Origin of the sequence: Pseudomonas linyingensis (assembly GCF_900109175.1) — a bacterium.
GTDB classification, from domain to species: domain Bacteria; phylum Pseudomonadota; class Gammaproteobacteria; order Pseudomonadales; family Pseudomonadaceae; genus Geopseudomonas; species Geopseudomonas linyingensis.
The window spans coordinates 51,673-70,534 of record NZ_FNZE01000017.1 but is presented as its reverse complement, the minus strand read 5'-3'; the positions used below and the strand labels follow the sequence as shown (position 1 = coordinate 70,534).

Here is an 18,862-nt window from a genome sequence, read left to right as displayed (position 1 = left end):
ACAAGAACAACACAGGAGCAACACAATGCAGATCCGAACCGTAGGCGTCGTCGGCGCCGGAACCATGGGCAACGGGATTGCCCAGGTCTGTGCCATGGCCGGCCTCAAGGTCATCATGGTGGACATCTCCGAGGCCGCCCTGGCCCGCGGCGAGCAGACCATCAACGCCAGCCTCGACCGCCTGGTGCGCAAGGAAACCATCGACGCGGGCGCCAAGGCGGCCGCGCTGGCCAACCTGGTCAGCACCACCGACAAGCAGGCCCTGGCCGAGGCCGACCTGGTGATCGAGGCGGCCACCGAGGCCGAAGCCCTCAAGCTGGCGATCCTCAAGGATATCGACGCCATCGTCCGCCCCGACGCGCTGATCGCCAGCAACACTTCGTCGATCTCCATCACCAAGCTGGCCGCGGCCACCAGTCGGCCGGACAAGTTCATCGGCACTCACTTCTTCAACCCGGTGCCGGTACTGGCGCTGGTCGAGCTGATCCGCGGCCTGCAGACCAGCGACGAAACCCAGGCGGCCGCCGAGGCCTTCGTCGCCAAGATCGGCAAGACCTCGATCAACGCCAAGAACAGCCCCGGCTTCGCGGTCAACCGCATCCTGGTGCCGATGATCAACGAGGCGGTGTTCGTGCTGCAGGAAGGCCTGGCCAGCGCGGAAGACATCGACGCCGGCATGAAGCTGGGCTGCGGCCAGCCGATCGGCCCGCTGGCCCTGGCCGACCTGATCGGCCTGGATACCCTGCTGGCGGTGATGGACGTGTTCTATCACAGCTTCAACGACTCCAAGTACCGCCCGGCGCCGCTGCTGCGGGAAATGGTCGAGGCCGGTTACCTCGGCCGCAAGAGCGGTCGCGGTTTCCACCGCTACGACTGACCCGTCGCCACCTACCCGCGAGAGCCTGCCATGGACTTCACCCTTACCGCCGAACAGCGCGACCTGCAGCAACGGGTGCGCGATTTCATTGCCGACACCATCATCCCCCTGGAACAGGACCCGCGCTGCGGCGCCCACGGCCCCAGTGAAGACCTGCGCCGCGAGCTGATCGCCAAGGCCAAGGCCGCGGGCCTGCTTTCCGCGCACGTCTCGCCGGAATACGGCGGCCTGGGCCTCGACCATCGCAGCAAGGCGGTGTTCTTCGAGGAGGCCGGCTACTCGCCGCTGGGGCCGGTGGCGCTGAACATCGCCGCGCCCGACGAGGGCAACATGCACATGCTCGAGGCGATCGCCACGGAGGAACAGAAGGAGCGCTGGCTGCGCCCGCTGGCCGCCGGCGAGATCCGCTCGTGCTTCTGCATGACCGAGCCCGATCCGGGCGCCGGCTCCGACCCGTCGATGCTGCAGACCACAGCGCGCCAGGTCGGCGACGAGTTCCTGATCAACGGCCGCAAGTGGTTCATCACCGGCGCGGAAGGCGCCACCCTGGGAATCATCATGGCCAAGCTGGAGGACGGCCGGGCGACCATGTTCCTCGCCGACATGAACAGCCCGGGCATCCGCATCGAGCGGACCATGGACGCGCTGGACTCGTGCTTCCCCGGCGGCCACTGCGTGGTCAGCTTCGACAACCTGCGGGTGCCGGCCAGCGCCATCCTCGGTGAGCTGGGCGAGGGCTTCAAGTACGCCCAGGTGCGCCTCTCCCCTGCCCGCCTGACCCACTGCATGCGCTGGCTCGGCCAGGCGCGCCGCTGCCACGATGTCGCCAGCCGCTACGCCGCCCGACGCATGGCCTTCGGCAAGGCACTCGGCCAGCACGAGGGCGTCGGCTTCATGCTCGCCGACAACGAGCTGGACATGCACAGCGCCCGCCTGTCGATCTGGCATACCGCCTGGATACTCGACCAGGGCCACCTGGGCACCCACGAGTCGAGCATGGCCAAGGTCATCGCCTCGGAAGCCACCTGGCGGGTCGCCGACCGCAGCGTGCAGGTGCTCGGCGGCCAGGGTGTGACCGGTGAGACCATCGTCGCGCGGATCTTCTCCGACATGCGCGCCTTCCGCATTTACGACGGTCCCTCGGAAGTCCATCGCTGGAGCCTGGCCAAGCGCATTTTCAAGAGGAACAGCGCATGAATGCCGAGCTGAGTACCGCCCTGCAGGCCTTCATCGCCCAACAGGCCGGGGCCGCGAGCGTCGAGTTCAGCGAGCTGCGCCTGCTCTCCGGCGGCGCCATCCAGGAGAACTGGCTGGCCGTCGCGCGGATCGACGGCGGTCCGCTGGCCGGCACTCAGGAACTGGTGGTGCGCGCCGACTCCCCCACCGGGGTGTCGGTCAGCCATGGCCGCGCCCAGGAGTTCGCCCTGCTGCGCGCGGCCTTCGCCGCCGGGGTCACGGTGCCGGAGCCGCTGTGGCTGTGCGCCGGGCGCGAAGTCATCGGCAGGCCGTTCTTCGTCATGCGCCGGGTGGCCGGCACTGCCACCGGGCACCAGCTGGTCAAGGACCACAGCCTGGGCGGTGACCGCAGCGAGCTGGCCCGGCGGCTGGGCGCCGAGCTGGCGCGAATCCACTCGATCCGCGCGCCGCGCGCCGATCTCGACTTCCTGCCGAGCTACGACGAGGCGCCGGCCCTGCACCTGATCCAGCAGCACCGCGCCTATCTCGACAACCACCACACGCCGCATCCGCTGCTCGAATGGGGTCTGCGCTGGCTGGAGCGCCATGCCCCGCCGCGCGGCGAGCTGGTGCTGTGCCACCGGGATTTTCGCACCGGCAACTATATGGTCGACGGCAACGGCCTGACCGCCATTCTCGACTGGGAGTTCGCCGGCTGGAGCGATCCGCTGGAGGACCTCGGCTGGTTCTGTGCGCGCTGCTGGCGCTTCGGCGCGGACGCACTGGAAGCCGGCGGCATCGGCCAGCGCGAGGACTTCTACCAGGGCTACGAGAGCGTCAGCGGCCGCCCCATCGACCGCGCGCAGGTCGCCTACTGGGAAGTCATGGCGCACATGAACTGGGCGATCATCGCCATCCAGCAGGCCGAGCGGCATCTCTCCGGCGAGGAGGATTCGCTGCTGCTGGCGCTGACCGGGCATATAGTCCCGGAGCTGGAATACGAAATCCTGCGGATGACGGAGGGCACCTGATGCGCGACTACCCCACTGGAGCACAACTGCTGGAAAGCGCCGAAGCATTGCTGCGCGCCCAGCTGCTGCCCGCCCTGCCTGCCGAGCAGAAACAGAATGCCTTGATGATCGCCAAGGCGATGGGCATCGCCGCCCGCCAGCTGCAGACCGGCGAGCAGGCGGAACGAGAGGAGCTGGCCGCCCTGCAGACGCTCCTGCAAATCGCCGCAGGCCTGGCCCAACCGGGAGCCGAGGCGCTGCGCGCGCAGCTGGTCGAGGCCAACCGCCAGCTGGGCCGGCTGATCCGCCAGGGCGGCGCCGACGCCGGCGATACCCACGCGCAGGTCTTCCGCCATCTAGAACAGGTGGCGCGGCAGAAGGTCGCCGAAAGCAATCCGCGCTACCTGCAGCGAGGCACTCCATGAACGCCCGCAGCAGCCTGCCGCGCCGGCGCATCTACCTGCTGCGCCACGCCCAGGTCAGCTACTTCGACGCCCAAGGCAAGCCGCTCGACCCGCGCCAGGTGCCGCTGACCCCGACCGGGCGCCAGCAGGCCGAGGCGGCCCGCCAGCTGCTCGCCCCGGTGCGCTTCGACCTGGCGGTGTGCTCCGGACTGCCGCGCACCGAGGAAACCGCACGCATCGTGCTGGGCGCGACCGACATCGCCCTGCAGATGGAGCCGCGCCTGCAGGAAGTGCGTGGCGGTCGTCTGCGCGAGGTGCCGGCGGAACAGCGCGAGCAGGCCATCGCCTACGCCTACGACGACGCAGAACTGCCCGGGGCCCGTTTCATCGGCGGCGAGGCCTGGAGCGACTTCGCCCTGCGCGTCGGCCAGGCCTGGGACGACTGGCTGGCCCGCCCGGACTGGAACGACCTGCTGCTGGTCGCCCACGATGCGGTCAACCGGGTGATCCTCAGCCGCATCAGCGGCAGCGGGCTGGCCGGGCTCAAGGCCTTCGAACAGGACCCGGCGTGCATCAACATCATCGAGGCCGACCACCCCGCCAGCCCCGCCCCGCGTCACCTGATCCGCAGCGTCAACCTGGCGGCCTACGACCCGCTGCGCGCCGACCAGCGCCTGACCGTGATGGAGCAGGTCTGGCGCAGCTTCAATCCCGCGACGCCGCACTGACCACCAGTCCAAGATCGCCATTCACAAGGACCAAACCATGTCCACTGCCCCGATCCTGCTCGAAAGCCACGGCTCGATTCGCCATATCCGCTTCAACCGGCCGCAGGCCCTCAATGCCATCGACCAGAGCCTCGCCAGCGCCTTCCTGGCGACCTGCCGGCACCTGGCCGACGACCCCGAGGTGCGCGTCATCGTCCTCAGCGGCAACGGACGCGGCTTCATGGCCGGCGGCGACATCGCCCAGTTCCGCGACGACCCCGCTTCGGTACCGGAAACCCTGATCGAGCCGATGAACCAGGCCCTGCAGTTGCTGAGCAGCCTGGATGCTCCGCTGCTGGCCAGCCTGCACGGCCCGGTGGCCGGCGCCGGCATGAGCCTGGCGCTGGCCTGCGACCTGGCCATCGCCGCCGACAACAGCCGCTTCAACTTCGCCTACCTCAACCTCGGCGCCAGCTGCGATGTGGGCGCGTCCTGGAACCTGCCGCGCCTGGTCGGCCTGCGCAAGGCGCTGGAGATCGCCCTGCTCAGCGAGCCGATCGACGCCGCCGAGGCGCTGCGCCTCGGTCTGGTCAACCGCGTGGTGCCCGCCGAGGAGCTGGAAAGCGCCACCCTGGCCCTGGCCCAGCGCCTGGCCGCTGCCTCGCCGAGGGCCGTCGGCCTACTCAAGCGCCTGATGCGTGGCAGCTTCGAGAACAGCTTCGCCAGCCAGCTGGAGGCGGAAAAGGCCGCCTTCAGCGACTGCCTGCAGACCGAGGATTTCCGCGAGGCCGTGAACGCCTTCCTGGAAAAGCGCCCCGCCACCTTCAGCGGTCGCTGACCACCTGCGGTGCGGCAACCGCCCGGTTGCCGCGCTGGTGCAACAGCAAGCCCAGACCGATCACCACCGCACCCAGCCACACCTGCGGCGGCAACTGCTCACCGTTGAAGCGCTGGCCGACCAGCAGCGCCAGCAGCGGCGTGATCACCAGGATCAGCGCCACCTGGGCCGAGTCCAGGCGCCGCACGATGTAGTAGTACAGGGCGAAGCCCAGCACCGAGCCGAACAGCGCCAGGTAGAGGATCGACAGGCCGCCGCGCCAGTTCAGCTGCGCCGGCAGCGCCGCGCCATCCAGCCACCAGGCCAGCAGGAACAGCGGCGCGGCCACCAGCAGGGAGCCGGCGGTGGTGGCCAGCGGCGCGCTGTCGTCGGCGATGCGCTTGAGGCCGACCAGGGTGGCGGCGTTGACCAGCACCGCGAACAGCAGCACGGCGATGCCCGCCGCCGCCCCCTCGGCGAGCCGCAGGCCATCGTCGATGAAGACGATGCCGAGGCCGACCACGCCCAGCGCCATGCCCAGCAGGCGTGTTGGGCTGAGCAGGCGCTCCTCCAGCCAGAAGGCCGCCAGCAGGCTGATGACCAGCGGCGAAAGCCCGAAAATAACCGACATCAGCCCCGAATCCAGGCGCTGCGCTGCCCAGTAGACACTGAGCATGGCGACGAACAGCCCGCCACCGGCAACCAGATAGCTGAGCAAGGCGCGCCGATGCCGTGGCAGGCGGATGCCACCCAGGAACAGGACCAGCAGACAGCAGACCAGGGCGATGAACATGCGGGTAACGGCAGCGAAGGCGAAGCCGGTATCCAGCGTGCCCCACTGGATGGCCAGCGGCGTGGTCGCCCAGATCAGCACGACGCCCAGATAGGCCAGCCAGACCAGCCTCCGGCCACTGAACAGCAGATGTGCCCATCGATGAGTGGGCCGATCCGGAAAGAGCTCGTTCATCGCAGAAGACCTTGGCCGGAATAAAAAAGGCACGCCAAGGAGATGGCGTGCCAAAGGGACATCCCCCCGTGGGACATCGGTCAGATATCGAGCACCAGGCGCGGGCTCCGCGAGCGCGAGCAGCAGGGCGTGAACCAGTTTTCCTCGTTGCGCTCCTTGTCGGTCAGCACCTGGTCGCGGTGGTCCGGCTGGCCGTCCAGCACCCGGGTGATGCAGGCTCCGCAGATGCCCTGCTGGCAGGAAACGCTGATCTCCACGCCATCGGCCTCGAGCACCGAGACAATCGAATCGTCCGTGGGGATCACGTAGACCTTGCCGGTACTGGCGACCTGCACCTCGAAGCTCTGGTCTTCCGAGGTATCCACCGCCTTGGCGGCGAAATACTCGAAGTGGATGCGTTCCTCGCCCCAGCCCTGGGTCTTGGCGGTGTTGGTCACGAAGTCGATGAAGCCGCCCGGCCCGCACACGTACAGCTGGCTGTCCGCCGGCTCGGCCGCCAGCACGGCCGGCAGGTCGAGCTTCTGCTCCGGCGCACCATCGTCGAAATGCAAGTGCACCTTGTCGGCATAGGCGGAATTGCCGATGCGCTCGACGAAGGCCGCACGCTCGGCCGAGCGCGCGCAGTAGTGCATGACGAAATCGGCGCCGCTGCTGGCCAGGCGCTCGGCCATGCACAGGATCGGGGTGACGCCGATGCCGCCGGCGAACAGCACGTAGCGCTTGGCCTGCACCAGCGGGAAGTGGTTGCGCGGCGGGCTGATGCGGATGGTCTGCCCTTCGTGCAGGGCGTCATGCACGGCGATCGAACCGCCGCGCGAAACCGGGTCGCGCAGCACGCCGATCACATAGCGATGCTGCTCGGTCGGGTCGTTGCACAGCGAGTACTGGCGTACCAGGCCCGGGCGAATTTCCACGTCGATGTGCGAGCCCGCACTGAAGGCCGGCAGGGCCTCTCCGCTGGCCGCAGTCAGCTCGAGAGTCACGATATCCAGCGCTTCGGCCGCCTTACGGGCGATGCGCACTTCAAGATAGGTAGAGTCCATACTGGCCATCTCCGAATTATTGGGGTTGCGCCACCAGGCGCTGGCGGATGTCGGCGCGCAGCTGGTCCTTGCGGATCTTGCCCGAGGCGGTGCGGGGGAAATCAGCCACCACTTCCAAGCGCTCGGGCAGCTTCTGCCGGGCCACCCCCGCCTGACCGATGCTGGCGAGCAGCGCCTCCAGGGTCAGGGTCTGGCCGGGCTTGAGTATCACGTAGGCGCACAGGGTTTCACCGAGACGCGGGTGCGGCATGGACACCACCGCCGCCTCGTCGATCGCCGGGTGCTGATGGAGAATGTCTTCGACCTCCTTGGCGCTGATCTTCTCGCCACCGCGGTTGATCAGGTCCTTCTTGCGCCCGGTGATGACGATGGCGTTGTCGGCGGTGATCCGCCCCAGGTCGCCGGTGGCGAAGAAGCCGTCGGCATCGAAGCTGGCGGCGGTCTGCTCGGGATCGGCGTAGCCGAGGAACATGGCGGCGCCGCGCACGCAGATCTCGCCCTCCTGACCCGGCGCGACCGGCTGGCCCTGCTCGTCGAGCAGGCACACCTCGTAGTCGCAGATCTCGCCGTCTGTGGTCGCCGCCTGCTCCAGCTGGCCCTCGCCGACGAAGCCCAGGGTCACCAGCGGCGCCTCGCTGGAGCCGAACACGCGGAAGGCGCGACAGTTGTCGAACACCTCGCGGGCCTTGTAGATCAGCGCCGGCGGCACTTCGGCCCCACCGCAGGCGAAGGCCTTGAGGCTCGGCAGGCGGCGGCCATGCTGTTCGGCCTGGTGGATCAGTTCGTGCAGGAACGGCGTGGCGCCGAGGCTGACGGTGACCTGCTCGCGGTCGATGATCTCCAGGGCCTCGGCGGCGTTCCAGCGATCCATGAACACCGTGCGCGCGTCGAGGAAGAACGGCAGCTCAAGGCCGCTGAGACCGGTGACGTGGGTCACCGGCGAAGCCATCAGCAGAGTTTCCTTGCCCGTGCCGCACCAGTGTTCGAAGGCGCGCTTGAGACGTGTCGGTCCGGTGTTGTGCGAATGCAGCACGGCCTTGGGCCGGCCAGTGGTACCGGAGGTGTAGAGGATCAGCTTGACTGCATTGGCATCCACCACCGGTAGCGACTGCGGCCCCTTGCCCTCGGCCAGCATCGCCTCGTAGCTGTCCGCACCGGACGCATCGCTGCGCACCGGGCAGAGCAGCTGCAGCTGCGGCAGGCTCGGTGCCAGGCGGGCCATCATCGCGGCGTAGTCGAAGTTGCGGTAGGTGCCCGGGAAGAAAGCCGCCTTGATCGCCGAGTCGGCGAGCATGAAGGCGACCTCGGCATCCCGGTAGATAGGCACGATCGGCGCTACCACCAGGCCCAGCAGGCTGGCGGCCAGGTCGATCACCGCGGTTTCCCGCCAGTTGGGCAACTGGAAGCTGATCACGTCGCCGGCCACCAGCCCGCGGCGCTGCAGGGCACCGGCCAGCAAGCGGGCATCGCCGAGCAGCTCGCCCACCGCGCAGGGCACGCCCTCGAACACATGGGTGACCTGCCGCGGGTCGCGTGCGGCCATGGTCGTGGCCCGCTCGGCGATGGTCTGGTTCTGCCACTCGCTGCAGCCGGCATAGCGGGCCAGGCTCGCCTCGTCCAGGCGAACCTGGCGGCCACTGATATCTTTGCGCATGCTTACATCCTCTTGTTGACTACGTGTGGATGCGTCCGCTCCACGTTCAAGCGGACTTCAGCGTCGACTCGACGAAACGGGTGAAGTGCCAGTCGCGGCCGCCGAACAGCGCGGCATTGACCATCAGGCGGCGGAAGTAGTGGCTCACCTCCAGCTCTTCGGTGACGCCGATGCCACCGTGCATCTGGATCGCCTCGTTGGCGATATTGCGCGCGGCATGGCAGATATAGGCCCGGGCACCGCTGACGACTCTGCCACGCTCGGCAGCCGGCAACAGCATCGCCTGCTGGGCAGTGCGGGTCAGCGCGCGGATCTCCTCCTTGAGCATGTACAGGTCGGCCATGCGGTGCTGCAGCACCTGGTTGCTCGCCAGCGGCTTGCCGAACTGCTTGCGCACCTTGAGGTACTCGTTGGTGATCTCGAGCAGGCAGCTCGCCGCGCCGAAGGCCTCGGCGCACAGCGCCACGCTGGCCTCGTCGAAGGCCGTGGCCAGCACGTCGGCAGCTGACGGGCTGCCCTCGTCACCCAGCCGCTCAGCGGGTGTGCCGAAAAAGCGCAGGTTGGCGGCACGGCGACCGTCGACCAAGCGATAAGCCTGACGCTCGACGCCTTCGCCAGTTGCATCGACCAGATACACCTGCAGCTCGCTCCGCTCGTCACGGGCGGTCACCAGCAGCCGGTTGGCGGCATCGCCGTGCAGCACGCCCTGCTTGGCGCCCGTCAGCTGTCCGGCTTCCACCCAGCAGCTCTGGCCGTCGAGTTGTTCCTCATGGGCCAGCGCCAGCTTCAGTCGCCCCTCGGCCAGGGCGGGCAGCAGCTCGGCCTGCTGGCCGGGCGAGCCCAGCTTGACCACCAGCCCGGTAGCGAGCAACGCGCTGGCCAGCAGCGGCTCCATCAGCAGGCGGCGGCCGACCACTTCCATGACCGCGCCCTGCGCGACGGCATCGCCGTCCAGGCCGCCCTCCTCCTCGGGCAGGCGCAGCGCCAGCCAGCCGAACTCGGCATAGTTCTGCCAGGCCGCCGCGCTGTAACCAGCGGGCTGCTCGAGCACGCGCCAGCGCTTGAGGAAGTCGTACTGCTCGGCGGTATAGCGCTCCAGGCTGTCACGCAGCATGGAGATGGTTTCAATGTCCGTAGTCATAGTCCGAGCACCGCCTTGGCCACGATATTGCGCTGGATCTCCGACGAGCCGCCGAAGACCGTTGCCGCGCGATTGTAGAAATGTTCCTTGAGGATGCCGCCGACATCGTCGTCGCCCAGCGGCGGCAGGCCGGCGCTGTGCAGTGCCGCGGTGTCGTAGGCGATCCCCGCCGCGCCCAGCGCCTCGACCAGCGCCTCGGCCACCTCCTGGTACAGCTCGGTGCCGCGCACCTTGATCAGCGAGGCTTCGCCGCCGTTGTCGGTACCCTCGACCATCGACTCGACCGCCTGGTAGGCGACCTCCTGCAGCGCCATGAAGCGCAGCTCGAACTCGCCGATGCGGTTGCGCATCAGCGGCTGGTCGATCAGGAGCTGGCCATCACGAGTGGTCTCGCGCGCCAGCTTCTTCAGGCGCTCCAGCACGTGCCAGGCCAGCCCGACGATGGCGCCGGCGGTGCGCTCGTTCTTGAGCAGGAACTTGGCGTAGGTCCAGCCGGCGCCCTCCTCGCCGACCAGGTTGGCCGCCGGCACGCGCACGTTCTCCAACCACACCTCGTTGACGTGGTGGTAGCCGTCCATGGTGTGGATCGGCTTGACCGTCACGCCCGGGCTGCGCATGTCGATCAACAGGAAGGAGATGCCGTTCTGCGGCTTGCCATCGTTGCCGGTACGCACCAGGCAGAACAGCCAGTCGGCCCACTGCGCGTAGGTGGTCCAGACCTTCTGGCCGTTGACCACGTAGTGGTCGCCGTCGCGTACCGCCTGGGTGCGCAGGCCGGCCAGGTCGGAACCGGCGCCCGGCTCGGAATAGCCCTGGGCCCAGAACTCCTCGGTCTTGACGATGCCGGGCAGGAAGCGGCGCTTCTGCTCCTCGCTGCCGAAGGTGTAGATCACCGGACCGACGTACTTGACGCCGAAGGGGATGATCCACGGGCAGCCATGGCGGGCCAGCTCGTCCTCGAACACGAAGCGCTCCAGCGACGACCAGTCGCGGCCGCCGTAGGCCTGCGGCCAGTGACCGACGACCCAGCCCTTGGCGTCCAGCAGGCGCATCCACTGCAGGTAGTCGTCCTTGTCCAGCACCTGGTGCCGATGGGATTTGTCGCGCAGGGCCGCCGGCATCTCGTGCCGGCAGAACTCGCGGACCTCTTCTCGCAGGCGTTGTGCCCGATCGCGTAGCGTCTTGTTCATCTCGCTTCCCTTGTTCTATGTCCGCACCGCTGCGGGTGGCACGCCGCAGCGGCCACCGCGGGCAGCGGGCGGCTACTTCGCCAGGCCCAGGTACTTGTCGAGGGTCAGGTGGTGATGGCGAATGCGGCTTTCCTGGTAGCTGGCCAGGCTGACGGCGCCCTTCTTCGAGGCCTTGAGGCCCTTGGTCATGGCGTCGAGGTTGCTCATGTCCTGGTCGAAGACCGGGCCCAGCGCGCCCAGCTCGGCCGCGGCGGAGAACTCCAGGTCATCGGGCAGGCGGTTGAGCTTGGCGCCGGGCGGGCACTGGCTGCCGGCCGGGTAGCGACCGAGCAGCCAGACGTCGAACAGGCAGGCCTCGTGGTTGTCGCCATCGGGTATGGCGCGGTAGACGATGTTGCCGAAGTAGCCGGCCCACACCTGGGTGTTGGGGAAGATCGAATAGAGGATGGCGTCCTGCAGCTCGGCCAGGGTGGCCTGGGACAGGTCGACCCCAGCGGCCTCGGCGAAGATCTTGCGGTTCAGCTCGCCGATGTACTGGCGGGTGGTCATACCCTCCGGCAGCACGTGCTTGCTGCTGTCCGCCTCGGCCATGCGCCCGGACTCGTCGAGGATGTCGCGCAGGATCAGTGCTTCCTCTACGTCCTTGAGGTTGGAGCTGGTCACCGCCATCGGCGTGACGCTGCGGCTGATGTTGTCGCCGTACATGTCGTACTGGCTGTCGATATCGCCGGTGAAGGTCATGATCTGCGGATGGGTGGCCCGGGTGTGCATGGACTCCATGAAGGCTTCCTGGGCGACCTTCCAGTTGCACGCCATGCGCCGCTGCACGTGGGCGATGGACACCGAGTGCTCGAGGTTGTAGTCCTTGAAGTGCTCCGGCAGCACATCGAGGTGCTCCAGCAGCGAGGGCGCATCCAGGTCGGGATTGATGAACACGAAGCCGCCCCAGGTTGCCACTTTCACCTGCGGCAGCTTCTGCTCGCACGGATCGAGGTGCTTGAAGTCCCAGGTGGTGGGCATGGTCTTGAGTTCGCCCTGCAGGTCCCAGGCGAAGCCGTGGTAGGGGCAGCGCAGCTGGTTGACCGCGCCGCTGCCCATGCGCAGGGCGCGGCCGCGGTGCAGGCAGGAGTTGTGGAAGCCACGAATCTCGTTGTCCTGACCACGCATGACGATGATCGAGGTGTTGACGATGTCGTACACCACATGGTCGCCCGGCTTTTGGATGTCCTCCTCGCGGCACACCATCTGCCAGGCCTTGGTCCACAGCTTCTGCGCTTCCAGCTCGTGGAAGGCGCGCGATCTGTAGCGCTCGACGGACAGGTCCTCGTCGCTGAAGCCGGGATGCTGCGGCTGCAGATGCTCCGGAACCGGCACCGTTTCCAGCTTCAGCAACTGCTGGAACAAGTTGGGATCGCCCACCTCCTCCGGCGGCAATACGGTGAACTTGGCGTGCTTCGGATTGTTCATGCTAGTGCCCTCGTTATTGTTATTGAGCCGGTCGAGCGGACGGTTACGGCGCTTCGAGAATGGTCACGGCGCTGACACCCGGCGCGCCGTAGACATGGGTGTAGCCAAGCCGCGGCCGGCCCGGCACCTGGCGGGCGCCGGCCTGCTGGCGCAGCTGGGTGCAGACTTCGATGACCTGGCGCAGGCCGGAGGCGCCGACCGGCTCGCCGTTGGCCAGGCAGCCACCGTCGGTATTCACCGGCAGACGGCCACCGATATCGGTTTCACCGCGCCGCAGCAGGTGCCCCTGCTCGCCGTGCTCGCAGAAGCCGTTTTCGGCGAGATGGATGATCTCCGAACCGCTGTCGGTGTCCTGCAGCTGGATCACGTCGATGTCCGCCGGGGCGACTCCCGCCAGCTCGAAGGCCGCGTGCGAGGCGGTTACCGTCGGCGCCGGCGACTGCTCGGCAGCCAGGCCCGGGCTGAACACCTCGAAGGAGCCGTGATGGCGGGTACGCATCACCGCCGCGCGCACCAGCACCGGGTTGCGGCTGTACTTGTGCGCCTCGCTGGCCCGGCACAGCACCAGCGCCGCACCGCCCTCGGCCGGATTGCAGAACATGTACTTGCGCAGCGGCAGGTTGACCGGCATCGACTCGGCGATTTCCGCGAAGCTCAATTCGCGCTGGCGCCAGGCGTGCGGAGTCAGGGCGCCGTTGCGGAACGCGCGTTGGGCGACGTGGACCAGCGCCTCCTCGGGGATGTCGTGCTCGTGCAGGTAGCGCTGGGTCTTCAGGGCGAAGAACTGGGTGGTCAGCATCAGGCCGGTTTCGCCGTACCAGTCCTCCAGGCCCCAGTCGGCCGGCTTCGGGTTGAAGGCGCCGCGCGGGTGCTTGTCGAAGCCGACCGCCACACCGATCTCGGCCATGCCACTGCGCAGCGCGGCAATCACGCTGGCCAGGGCGCTGCCGCCGGTGGCGCAGCCGTTGGCCACGTTGACGAACGGGATGCCGGTCAGACCGAGGTGGTTGGCCAGCGCGTCGGCATTGCCGCCATCCTGGCTGCCGCCGTAGGCCACACCGACCTGATGCCACTCGACTCCTGCGTCCTTGAGGGCCTCGCGCACGGCATAGGCGCCCTGGGCCTGGCCGCTGAGACCGTCGGTGCGCCCGAAGGGGTGCAAGCCGACACCGATGATGGCGATATCTTCCATCACGCATCTCCTTCCGCAGCGAGCGGTGCAAAGGCGAAGGTATGCAGGGGTTCGCCGGCCGCATTGCGGCCGTAGCGGACCAGAGTGAGTTCCATCGGCATGCCGATGCGCAGCTGTTGGGGATCGGCAACCGTCAGGCGGCTTTCGACCTTGACCCCGCACGGCATTTCCACATAACCCACGCCGTAGGGCTGGAAATCGACTTCGGTCTCGCCGCTGTTGTAGGGCGCCTTGGGCAGGAAGCTCTGGATGGTCCAGGACCACAGGCGGCCTTCGCGGCCGATCTCGCAGCTCTCGAACTCGCTGGCGCTGCAGCGGGTGCAGTTGTCGGCAATGGGGAAGTAGTACTCGCCGCACTGGCGGCAGCGACTGCCCAGCAGGATCGGGCCCTGCGCGCCGGCGCGGAGCAGGTGCCCGCCGGCGAGGTTGGTCTGCATCAGGTTGCTCATTGTTGTTTTCAACCTTTTTAAACCATCAAGATTGTTTTTATTTAACAGCAGAGTGACAAAGCGCAGACGGTTTGGCAACCGTCTGCGGTCAATTTAATTGGCTGGTTGTTGCAGCTCGACCTTGCGCTTGTAGGCCTCCATGTACTCGGCCATGGCCGTCTTGGCCAACAGCTCGTGCAGCCGGTGCAGGCGGTCACCATGCAGGTAGCTGGAGGGGTCCAAGGCCACGCCGCGCAAGGCATGCATGATCAGGTCGCGCAAGCCTTCACCGGTCTCGCGCATGCCAGCCTCGGCCCAGATCGGGAAATGGACCTCGATGCTCTTGGAGATGCGCTCGTCCAGCGACTGCTCCAGGGGAGCCATCACCGCATGGAGCTCGGCATCGGTTCGCGCACCGCGAACCAGTTCGTGAAACGCCAGGAAGGAGGGCTTCATGAAGTAGTCCTGAAGCACCTTGAGCGTCTCGAGCATGCTTTCCTGGGTTGGCTGACCACCTGCACGCCGACTGACCTCGCGGATCGCGGCGTCGTACTCCCTGACCCGGATATCGGTGATGTGCTCGGCTGCCGCGGCAAACACCTCGGCGCGCGACTTGAAGTGATGGGTCATGGCCCCACGGGATACACCCGCCTGCTTGGCGATCTTCTCCGTGGTGGTCTGGGTATAACCGATACCGATCAGACACTGCATGGTGGCATCGAGAATCTGCGTGCGCATCAAATGGCTTTTCTCGGCTTGCCAACTGCCGTGCTCAGATCGCTTGCGCCGAACAGGTTGTTGCATATCGCCTTCCCCTGTACCTACAGAAATATACCCGTTCATTTGATTGTACCTTCAACATTGAAAAGCCGGGGACATGATCCATCGGAAGATTGCGGACACGTCCCCTGCTCGCCCGCGATTACACATCAGGACAGACGAATCGAATGCCCCGCATCCACGGTCACGACGCTGCCACTCATATAGGAAGAAGCGTTGCTGGCCAGCAGCAACAACGGCCCATCCAGCTCTTCATGGCGCCCAAGGCGCTTGGGCGGCAGGCTGGCGATTTCGCGCTTGCCGACTTCCGACTCATAGAAAGGGTTGGTCATTTCGCTGGGAAAATACCCCGGGGCCAGAGCGTTGACTCTGATTGAATAGGGTATCAGATCCAGCGCCATATACTGAGTCATGTGAATCAGGCCTGCCTTGGTCGTGCCGTAGTTCACGAACTTGTCTTTGGCCAGATGACCGAGGATGGAGGCGATATTGATGATCGAGCCGGGTTTGCCGGCAACGATCAAACGCTTGGCCATTTCCTGGGCGACGAAGAACGGGCCGGAGAGGTTGGCATCCAGCAGGGACGTCCACTGCGTGCGGCTCATTTCCTCGAAGGGCGCCGGATCGGACAGCCCGGCATTGTTGACCAGCACATCGATCAGGCCAAGGTGGCGCTCGACACTGTCGAAGGCCTGCTTGATGGAGGCGCCATCCGTGACATCCAAGACGCAGGCGAAGGCCTCGCCACCCTGGGCGCGGATATCCGCAGCCACCGCCTCGACCCGGTCCAGGCGCCGAGCCACGCAGGCCACCTTGGCCCCTGCCTGGGCCAGCACCCGGGCAAAGTGGGCACCCAGCCCGGTGCCGGCCCCGGTGACCAAGGCGACGCGGCCCTCCAGAGAGAACTGGTCCTGCACGCTTGCTCTATTGTTATTGTTCATTGCTTGCACTCCATTACCCTTCAGACCAGCAGCGTGGGATCTGCCAGTTGCTCGGCGACGAAACGGCAGAAGCGCGCCGCATCGGCCCCATTGATGACCCGATGGTCGTAGCTCAGCGACAGCGGCAACAGATGCTTCACCACCACCTTGCCCTCCACCATGGCCAGACGCTCCGTCACCCGGGTCACGCCGAGGATCGCCACTTCAGGCGCATTGATGATCGGTGTGAAGGCGGTGCCGCCAATCGAGCCCAAGGAGCTGATGGTCATGCAGCCACCCGACATTTCCGTGATCGGCAAGCCCTTGCTGCGCGCCCGCGCCGACTTCTCGGCCAGCTCGCTGGCAATTTCGGCTATCGACTTGCGGTCGCAGTGCTGGATCACCGGCACCAGCAGCCCGTTATCAGTATCGACAGCAACGCCGACATGGAAATACTGCTTGAGTACCAATCGCTTGCCATCCGGCGACAGGGAGGCGTTGAACTTGGGAAACGCCTTGAGCGCATTGACCAGCGCCTTGATCAGGAACGGCAACGGCGTCAGCTTGATGCCCAGGTCGTTACCCAACTGGCGGCGATGCTCGTCCAGCGCATCGATCTCGGCCTCGTCATGGTGGGTGACATGGGGTATCTGCACCCAGTTGCGGCCGAGAAATGCACCGGTAAGCAGCTGATAGCGGGACAGATCGACCGTTTCGATCGGGCCGAACTGGCTGAAGTCCACGGCCGGCATCGGCGGCAGATTGTCAGGCCAGGCGACCGGTGCTTTCTCAGCCGCAGTCATCAGGCAATCTCCCCGATGACGGTGCCGATTTCATAGGTCTCGCCTGCCTGCTCGATGATCCGCAGCGTGCCATCGGCCGGCGCCTCGATTTCCTGCAGCGACTTCTCGCTTTCGATGGCGTACAGCGGCTGGCCCTTGCTCACCTGGGCACCGTCCTCGGCCATCCACTCGACGAGCACCGCCTCGTTCATCGAGAAACCCAGCTTGGGAAGAAGAATTTGCGTAGTCATGGCTATCCCATCCTGTTCGTTAACGAAGGGTTTCGAGAATCGCAGCGGTGATGCGTTGCTTGGTTGGAATGAAGGCGTCTTCCAGTGCCTTGGAGAACGGCACCGGCGAGCGCGCAGCACCGACGCGGCCGACCGGCGCGCGCAGCTGCCCGAACAGCTCGCGATGCACGCGGGTGGCGATCTCCGCCCCCACGCCAAAGTCCACCTGGGCTTCGTGGGCTACCACCAGGCGGCCGGTCTTGGCTACCGAGGCCAGCACGGTGTCCATGTCGAGCGGCACGATGCTGCGGAGGTCGATGACCTCTACCGAGATGTTCTGTTTCTCCAGCTCCTTGGCCACGGCCTGCACCTCGACCATGGTGCGGCTGTAGCTGACCACGGTGATGTCGCTGCCCTCGCGGACCACCTTGGCCTTGCCCAGAGGAATGCGCTCGCCGGCCACCGGCGCCTCGCCCATGGCGAAGTACAGCGGCAGGCTCTCGACGAACAGGCAGGGATCGTCGTCGAAGATGCACGACAGCAGCAGGCCGTAGGCATCCGCCGGGGTCGACGGCGCCACCACCTTGATGCCGGCGGTATGGGCAAACCAGGCCTCGAGGTAGTCGGCATGCTGGCCGCCCGTGCCGAAGCCGGCCCCGGTGGCGGTGCGGATGGTCAGCGGCACGTGGGTCTGCCCGCCGGTCATGAAGCGCAGCTTGGCGGCGTGGTTGACCACCTGGTCCATGGCCACGGTGATGAAGTTCATCAGCATGATCTCGGCGACCGGGCGCATGCCGGCCAGCGCAGCGCCCACCGCGGCGCCCATGATGGCCTGCTCGGCGATCGGCGTGGAGCGTACCCGCTCGGTGCCGAAGCGGTCGGACAGGCCGGCGGTGCACTTGAACACCCCGCCGCCCTGCGGATCGGCGATGTCCTCGCCGAGGGCAATCACGCTGGAATCCAGCTCCATGGCGTCGTACATGGCCATGGCGATGGCCTGCGACATGTTCATTCGGCGTGCCTTGACTTCGCTCATGCGCGGACCTCCTCGGCATAGACGTCCAGCTGCAGCTCGGAAACGTCGGGATAGGGACTGGCCAGACCGAACTGGACGGCATCCTCGAATTGTTCGCGGTTGGTGTTGTCGATCTCCGCCAGCGCCAGGTCGCTGGCATGGCCCTGCTCGATCAGCCAGGCGCGCAGCGCCGGCATCGGGTCGGCGGCGATGGCCGCGGCCATTTCATCCTTGGCGATGTAGTGGCTGTCGTCACCGAGCAGGTGGCCACGGAAGCGGAAGGTCTTGGCCTCGATCAGGGTCGGACCCTGGCCGCTGCGCGCGCGCTCGATCGCCTCGTGCGCCGCCCCCCACATCTCCACCGCGTCGTTGCCGTTGCACTGGATGCCGTGCATGCCGTAGCCGATGGCGCGATCGACAATGGCATGGGCACCGGTGCCGTATTCGTACTTGGTGTGCTCGGCGTAGCCGTTGTTCTGGCAGACGAACACCACCGGCAGCTTCCACACCGACGCCAGGTTGAGCGCCTCGTGGAAGGCCCCGATGTTGCTGGCGCCATCGCCGAAGTTGCACACGGTGACCTGGCCGGTCTTCTTCAACTGCGCCGCCCAGGCCAGACCGTTGGCGATCGGCAGGCCGGAGCCGACCACCCCGGTGGTCACCGGCAGACCGGACGCCAGATGGGTGATGTGCATCGGCCCGCCCTTGCCCTTGCAGGTACCGGTCGCACGGCCCATGAACTCGGCCACGAAGGGCCGCAGCGGGATGCCCTTGGCGAGCTGGTCGTGAATGCCGCGGTAGGTGGTGATGACGTAGTCGTCGGCGCGCAGGTTGACCGACACCGCCGCCGGAATCAGCTCCTGGCCACGGGTCGAGTAGTACGGAGAGGCGATCTGGCCGGCCTTGATCAGCTCGATGAAGCGGTCATCGGCAGTCTTGATCAGATGGGCCTTGCGGTAGATATCCAGCAATACCGCCGCATCGGGGGTCTTGGGGTCTTTCATGGTTACCTCGCCCAGGTGAGCTAGTTGTTGTCTTTGTTGTGTCTTGGGCCGCGGCTGT

Annotated in this window: 20 protein-coding genes; 6 read left to right on the top strand and 14 right to left on the bottom strand. The window is 66.7% G+C overall.

From position 1 onward, the window contains the following. Positions 1-25 precede the first annotated feature (25 nt). The 6 genes from BMZ19_RS18185 to BMZ19_RS18160 are packed head-to-tail and all read left to right on the top strand — an operon-like array spanning position 26 to position 5,012. Complete coding sequence (locus tag BMZ19_RS18185) at positions 26-877, top strand: 3-hydroxybutyryl-CoA dehydrogenase (RefSeq protein ID WP_090313003.1); 852 nt, start codon at positions 26-28, stop codon at positions 875-877. Between the two features lie 30 nt (positions 878-907). Then, positions 908-2,074 carry an acyl-CoA dehydrogenase family protein gene (locus tag BMZ19_RS18180; RefSeq protein ID WP_090313002.1) on the top strand — a complete coding sequence of 389 codons (1,167 nt, stop codon included), beginning with the start codon at positions 908-910 and terminating at the stop codon, positions 2,072-2,074. Continuing rightward, a complete protein-coding gene (locus BMZ19_RS18175; protein WP_090313001.1) occupies positions 2,071-3,084 on the top strand; it encodes a phosphotransferase family protein in 1,014 nt (337 codons plus the stop codon). The genes BMZ19_RS18180 and BMZ19_RS18175 overlap by 4 nt, the downstream gene beginning before the upstream one ends. After that, positions 3,084-3,488 carry a DUF6285 domain-containing protein gene (locus tag BMZ19_RS18170; protein WP_090313000.1) on the top strand — a complete coding sequence of 135 codons (405 nt, stop codon included), beginning with the start codon at positions 3,084-3,086 and terminating at the stop codon, positions 3,486-3,488. Before BMZ19_RS18175 ends, BMZ19_RS18170 begins: the two co-directional genes overlap by 1 nt. Continuing rightward, positions 3,485-4,195: a histidine phosphatase family protein gene (locus BMZ19_RS18165; protein ID WP_090312999.1), complete on the top strand. Its 711-nt coding sequence runs from the start codon at positions 3,485-3,487 to the stop codon at positions 4,193-4,195. The genes BMZ19_RS18170 and BMZ19_RS18165 overlap by 4 nt, the downstream gene beginning before the upstream one ends. 37 nt (positions 4,196-4,232) lie before the next feature. Continuing rightward, entirely contained in the window at positions 4,233-5,012 is a 780-nt protein-coding gene (locus BMZ19_RS18160; protein ID WP_090312998.1) for an enoyl-CoA hydratase/isomerase family protein, read from the top strand. Here BMZ19_RS18160 and BMZ19_RS18155 read toward each other — a convergent pair. The 14 genes from BMZ19_RS18155 to BMZ19_RS18090 all read right to left on the bottom strand — a co-directional run bounded on the left by BMZ19_RS18155 (position 4,999) and on the right by BMZ19_RS18090 (position 18,804). Further along, the gene (locus BMZ19_RS18155) at positions 4,999-5,958 is read right to left on the bottom strand and encodes a DMT family transporter (RefSeq protein ID WP_090312997.1); all 960 of its coding nucleotides are present in this window, start codon (positions 5,956-5,958) and stop codon (positions 4,999-5,001) included. The two genes, BMZ19_RS18160 and BMZ19_RS18155, sit on opposite strands and share 14 nt — an antisense overlap. A gap of 80 nt (positions 5,959-6,038) precedes the next feature. Next, positions 6,039-7,001 (bottom strand): PDR/VanB family oxidoreductase, encoded by a 963-nt coding sequence (locus BMZ19_RS18150; RefSeq protein ID WP_170847806.1) that lies wholly within the window; start codon positions 6,999-7,001, stop codon positions 6,039-6,041. Between the two features lie 16 nt (positions 7,002-7,017). Further along, positions 7,018-8,655: an AMP-binding protein gene (locus BMZ19_RS18145; RefSeq protein WP_090312995.1), complete on the bottom strand. Its 1,638-nt coding sequence runs from the start codon at positions 8,653-8,655 to the stop codon at positions 7,018-7,020. A gap of 46 nt (positions 8,656-8,701) precedes the next feature. Beyond that, complete coding sequence (locus BMZ19_RS18140; protein ID WP_090312994.1) at positions 8,702-9,796, bottom strand: acyl-CoA dehydrogenase family protein; 1,095 nt, start codon at positions 9,794-9,796, stop codon at positions 8,702-8,704. Next, a complete protein-coding gene (locus BMZ19_RS18135) occupies positions 9,793-10,986 on the bottom strand; it encodes an acyl-CoA dehydrogenase family protein (RefSeq protein ID WP_090312993.1) in 1,194 nt (397 codons plus the stop codon). Before BMZ19_RS18135 ends, BMZ19_RS18140 begins: the two co-directional genes overlap by 4 nt. 72 nt (positions 10,987-11,058) lie before the next feature. Next, entirely contained in the window at positions 11,059-12,453 is a 1,395-nt protein-coding gene (locus tag BMZ19_RS18130) for an aromatic ring-hydroxylating oxygenase subunit alpha (RefSeq protein WP_090312992.1), read from the bottom strand. 43 nt (positions 12,454-12,496) lie between these two features. Beyond that, positions 12,497-13,645, bottom strand: a complete 1,149-nt coding sequence (locus tag BMZ19_RS18125) for a thiolase family protein (protein ID WP_170847805.1) — start codon at positions 13,643-13,645, stop codon at positions 12,497-12,499. Beyond that, positions 13,645-14,094: a Zn-ribbon domain-containing OB-fold protein gene (locus BMZ19_RS18120; protein WP_090312990.1), complete on the bottom strand. Its 450-nt coding sequence runs from the start codon at positions 14,092-14,094 to the stop codon at positions 13,645-13,647. The genes BMZ19_RS18125 and BMZ19_RS18120 overlap by 1 nt, the downstream gene beginning before the upstream one ends. A gap of 93 nt (positions 14,095-14,187) precedes the next feature. After that, positions 14,188-14,916, bottom strand: coding sequence for a TetR/AcrR family transcriptional regulator (locus BMZ19_RS18115; RefSeq protein WP_090312989.1), 729 nt, complete (start codon positions 14,914-14,916; stop codon positions 14,188-14,190). Positions 14,917-15,002: 86 nt separating this feature from the next. Next, positions 15,003-15,794, bottom strand: coding sequence for an SDR family NAD(P)-dependent oxidoreductase (locus tag BMZ19_RS18110; RefSeq protein ID WP_090312988.1), 792 nt, complete (start codon positions 15,792-15,794; stop codon positions 15,003-15,005). Between the two features lie 20 nt (positions 15,795-15,814). Next, positions 15,815-16,576: a 2-oxo acid dehydrogenase subunit E2 gene (locus BMZ19_RS18105; protein WP_090312987.1), complete on the bottom strand. Its 762-nt coding sequence runs from the start codon at positions 16,574-16,576 to the stop codon at positions 15,815-15,817. Beyond that, the gene (locus BMZ19_RS18100) at positions 16,576-16,806 is read right to left on the bottom strand and encodes a biotin/lipoyl-containing protein (RefSeq protein WP_090312986.1); all 231 of its coding nucleotides are present in this window, start codon (positions 16,804-16,806) and stop codon (positions 16,576-16,578) included. The genes BMZ19_RS18105 and BMZ19_RS18100 overlap by 1 nt, the downstream gene beginning before the upstream one ends. A 19-nt stretch (positions 16,807-16,825) precedes the next feature. Then, positions 16,826-17,821: an alpha-ketoacid dehydrogenase subunit beta gene (locus tag BMZ19_RS18095; protein WP_090312985.1), complete on the bottom strand. Its 996-nt coding sequence runs from the start codon at positions 17,819-17,821 to the stop codon at positions 16,826-16,828. Beyond that, positions 17,818-18,804 carry a thiamine pyrophosphate-dependent dehydrogenase E1 component subunit alpha gene (locus tag BMZ19_RS18090; protein WP_090312984.1) on the bottom strand — a complete coding sequence of 329 codons (987 nt, stop codon included), beginning with the start codon at positions 18,802-18,804 and terminating at the stop codon, positions 17,818-17,820. Before BMZ19_RS18090 ends, BMZ19_RS18095 begins: the two co-directional genes overlap by 4 nt. Positions 18,805-18,862: the final 58 nt, after the last annotated feature.

What these genes read in the sequence shown, in the direction of transcription:
- BMZ19_RS18110 (WP_090312988.1), bottom strand. Translation starts at nt 15,794, where the DNA reads ATGAACAATAACAATAGAGCAAGCGTGCAGGACCAGTTCTCTCTGGAG.
- BMZ19_RS18125 (WP_170847805.1), bottom strand. Translation starts at nt 13,645, where the DNA reads ATGGAAGATATCGCCATCATCGGTGTCGGCTTGCACCCCTTCGGGCGC.
- BMZ19_RS18130 (WP_090312992.1), bottom strand. Translation starts at nt 12,453, where the DNA reads ATGAACAATCCGAAGCACGCCAAGTTCACCGTATTGCCGCCGGAGGAG.
- BMZ19_RS18175 (WP_090313001.1), top strand. Translation starts at nt 2,071, where the DNA reads ATGAATGCCGAGCTGAGTACCGCCCTGCAGGCCTTCATCGCCCAACAG.
- BMZ19_RS18090 (WP_090312984.1), bottom strand. Translation starts at nt 18,804, where the DNA reads ATGAAAGACCCCAAGACCCCCGATGCGGCGGTATTGCTGGATATCTAC.
- BMZ19_RS18185 (WP_090313003.1), top strand. Translation starts at nt 26, where the DNA reads ATGCAGATCCGAACCGTAGGCGTCGTCGGCGCCGGAACCATGGGCAAC.
- BMZ19_RS18170 (WP_090313000.1), top strand. Translation starts at nt 3,084, where the DNA reads ATGCGCGACTACCCCACTGGAGCACAACTGCTGGAAAGCGCCGAAGCA.
- BMZ19_RS18145 (WP_090312995.1), bottom strand. Translation starts at nt 8,655, where the DNA reads ATGCGCAAAGATATCAGTGGCCGCCAGGTTCGCCTGGACGAGGCGAGC.
- BMZ19_RS18105 (WP_090312987.1), bottom strand. Translation starts at nt 16,576, where the DNA reads ATGACTGCGGCTGAGAAAGCACCGGTCGCCTGGCCTGACAATCTGCCG.
- BMZ19_RS18115 (WP_090312989.1), bottom strand. Translation starts at nt 14,916, where the DNA reads ATGAACGGGTATATTTCTGTAGGTACAGGGGAAGGCGATATGCAACAA.
- BMZ19_RS18160 (WP_090312998.1), top strand. Translation starts at nt 4,233, where the DNA reads ATGTCCACTGCCCCGATCCTGCTCGAAAGCCACGGCTCGATTCGCCAT.
- BMZ19_RS18100 (WP_090312986.1), bottom strand. Translation starts at nt 16,806, where the DNA reads ATGACTACGCAAATTCTTCTTCCCAAGCTGGGTTTCTCGATGAACGAG.
- BMZ19_RS18150 (WP_170847806.1), bottom strand. Translation starts at nt 7,001, where the DNA reads ATGGACTCTACCTATCTTGAAGTGCGCATCGCCCGTAAGGCGGCCGAA.
- BMZ19_RS18155 (WP_090312997.1), bottom strand. Translation starts at nt 5,958, where the DNA reads ATGAACGAGCTCTTTCCGGATCGGCCCACTCATCGATGGGCACATCTG.
- BMZ19_RS18180 (WP_090313002.1), top strand. Translation starts at nt 908, where the DNA reads ATGGACTTCACCCTTACCGCCGAACAGCGCGACCTGCAGCAACGGGTG.
- BMZ19_RS18120 (WP_090312990.1), bottom strand. Translation starts at nt 14,094, where the DNA reads ATGAGCAACCTGATGCAGACCAACCTCGCCGGCGGGCACCTGCTCCGC.
- BMZ19_RS18140 (WP_090312994.1), bottom strand. Translation starts at nt 9,796, where the DNA reads ATGACTACGGACATTGAAACCATCTCCATGCTGCGTGACAGCCTGGAG.
- BMZ19_RS18165 (WP_090312999.1), top strand. Translation starts at nt 3,485, where the DNA reads ATGAACGCCCGCAGCAGCCTGCCGCGCCGGCGCATCTACCTGCTGCGC.
- BMZ19_RS18135 (WP_090312993.1), bottom strand. Translation starts at nt 10,986, where the DNA reads ATGAACAAGACGCTACGCGATCGGGCACAACGCCTGCGAGAAGAGGTC.
- BMZ19_RS18095 (WP_090312985.1), bottom strand. Translation starts at nt 17,821, where the DNA reads ATGAGCGAAGTCAAGGCACGCCGAATGAACATGTCGCAGGCCATCGCC.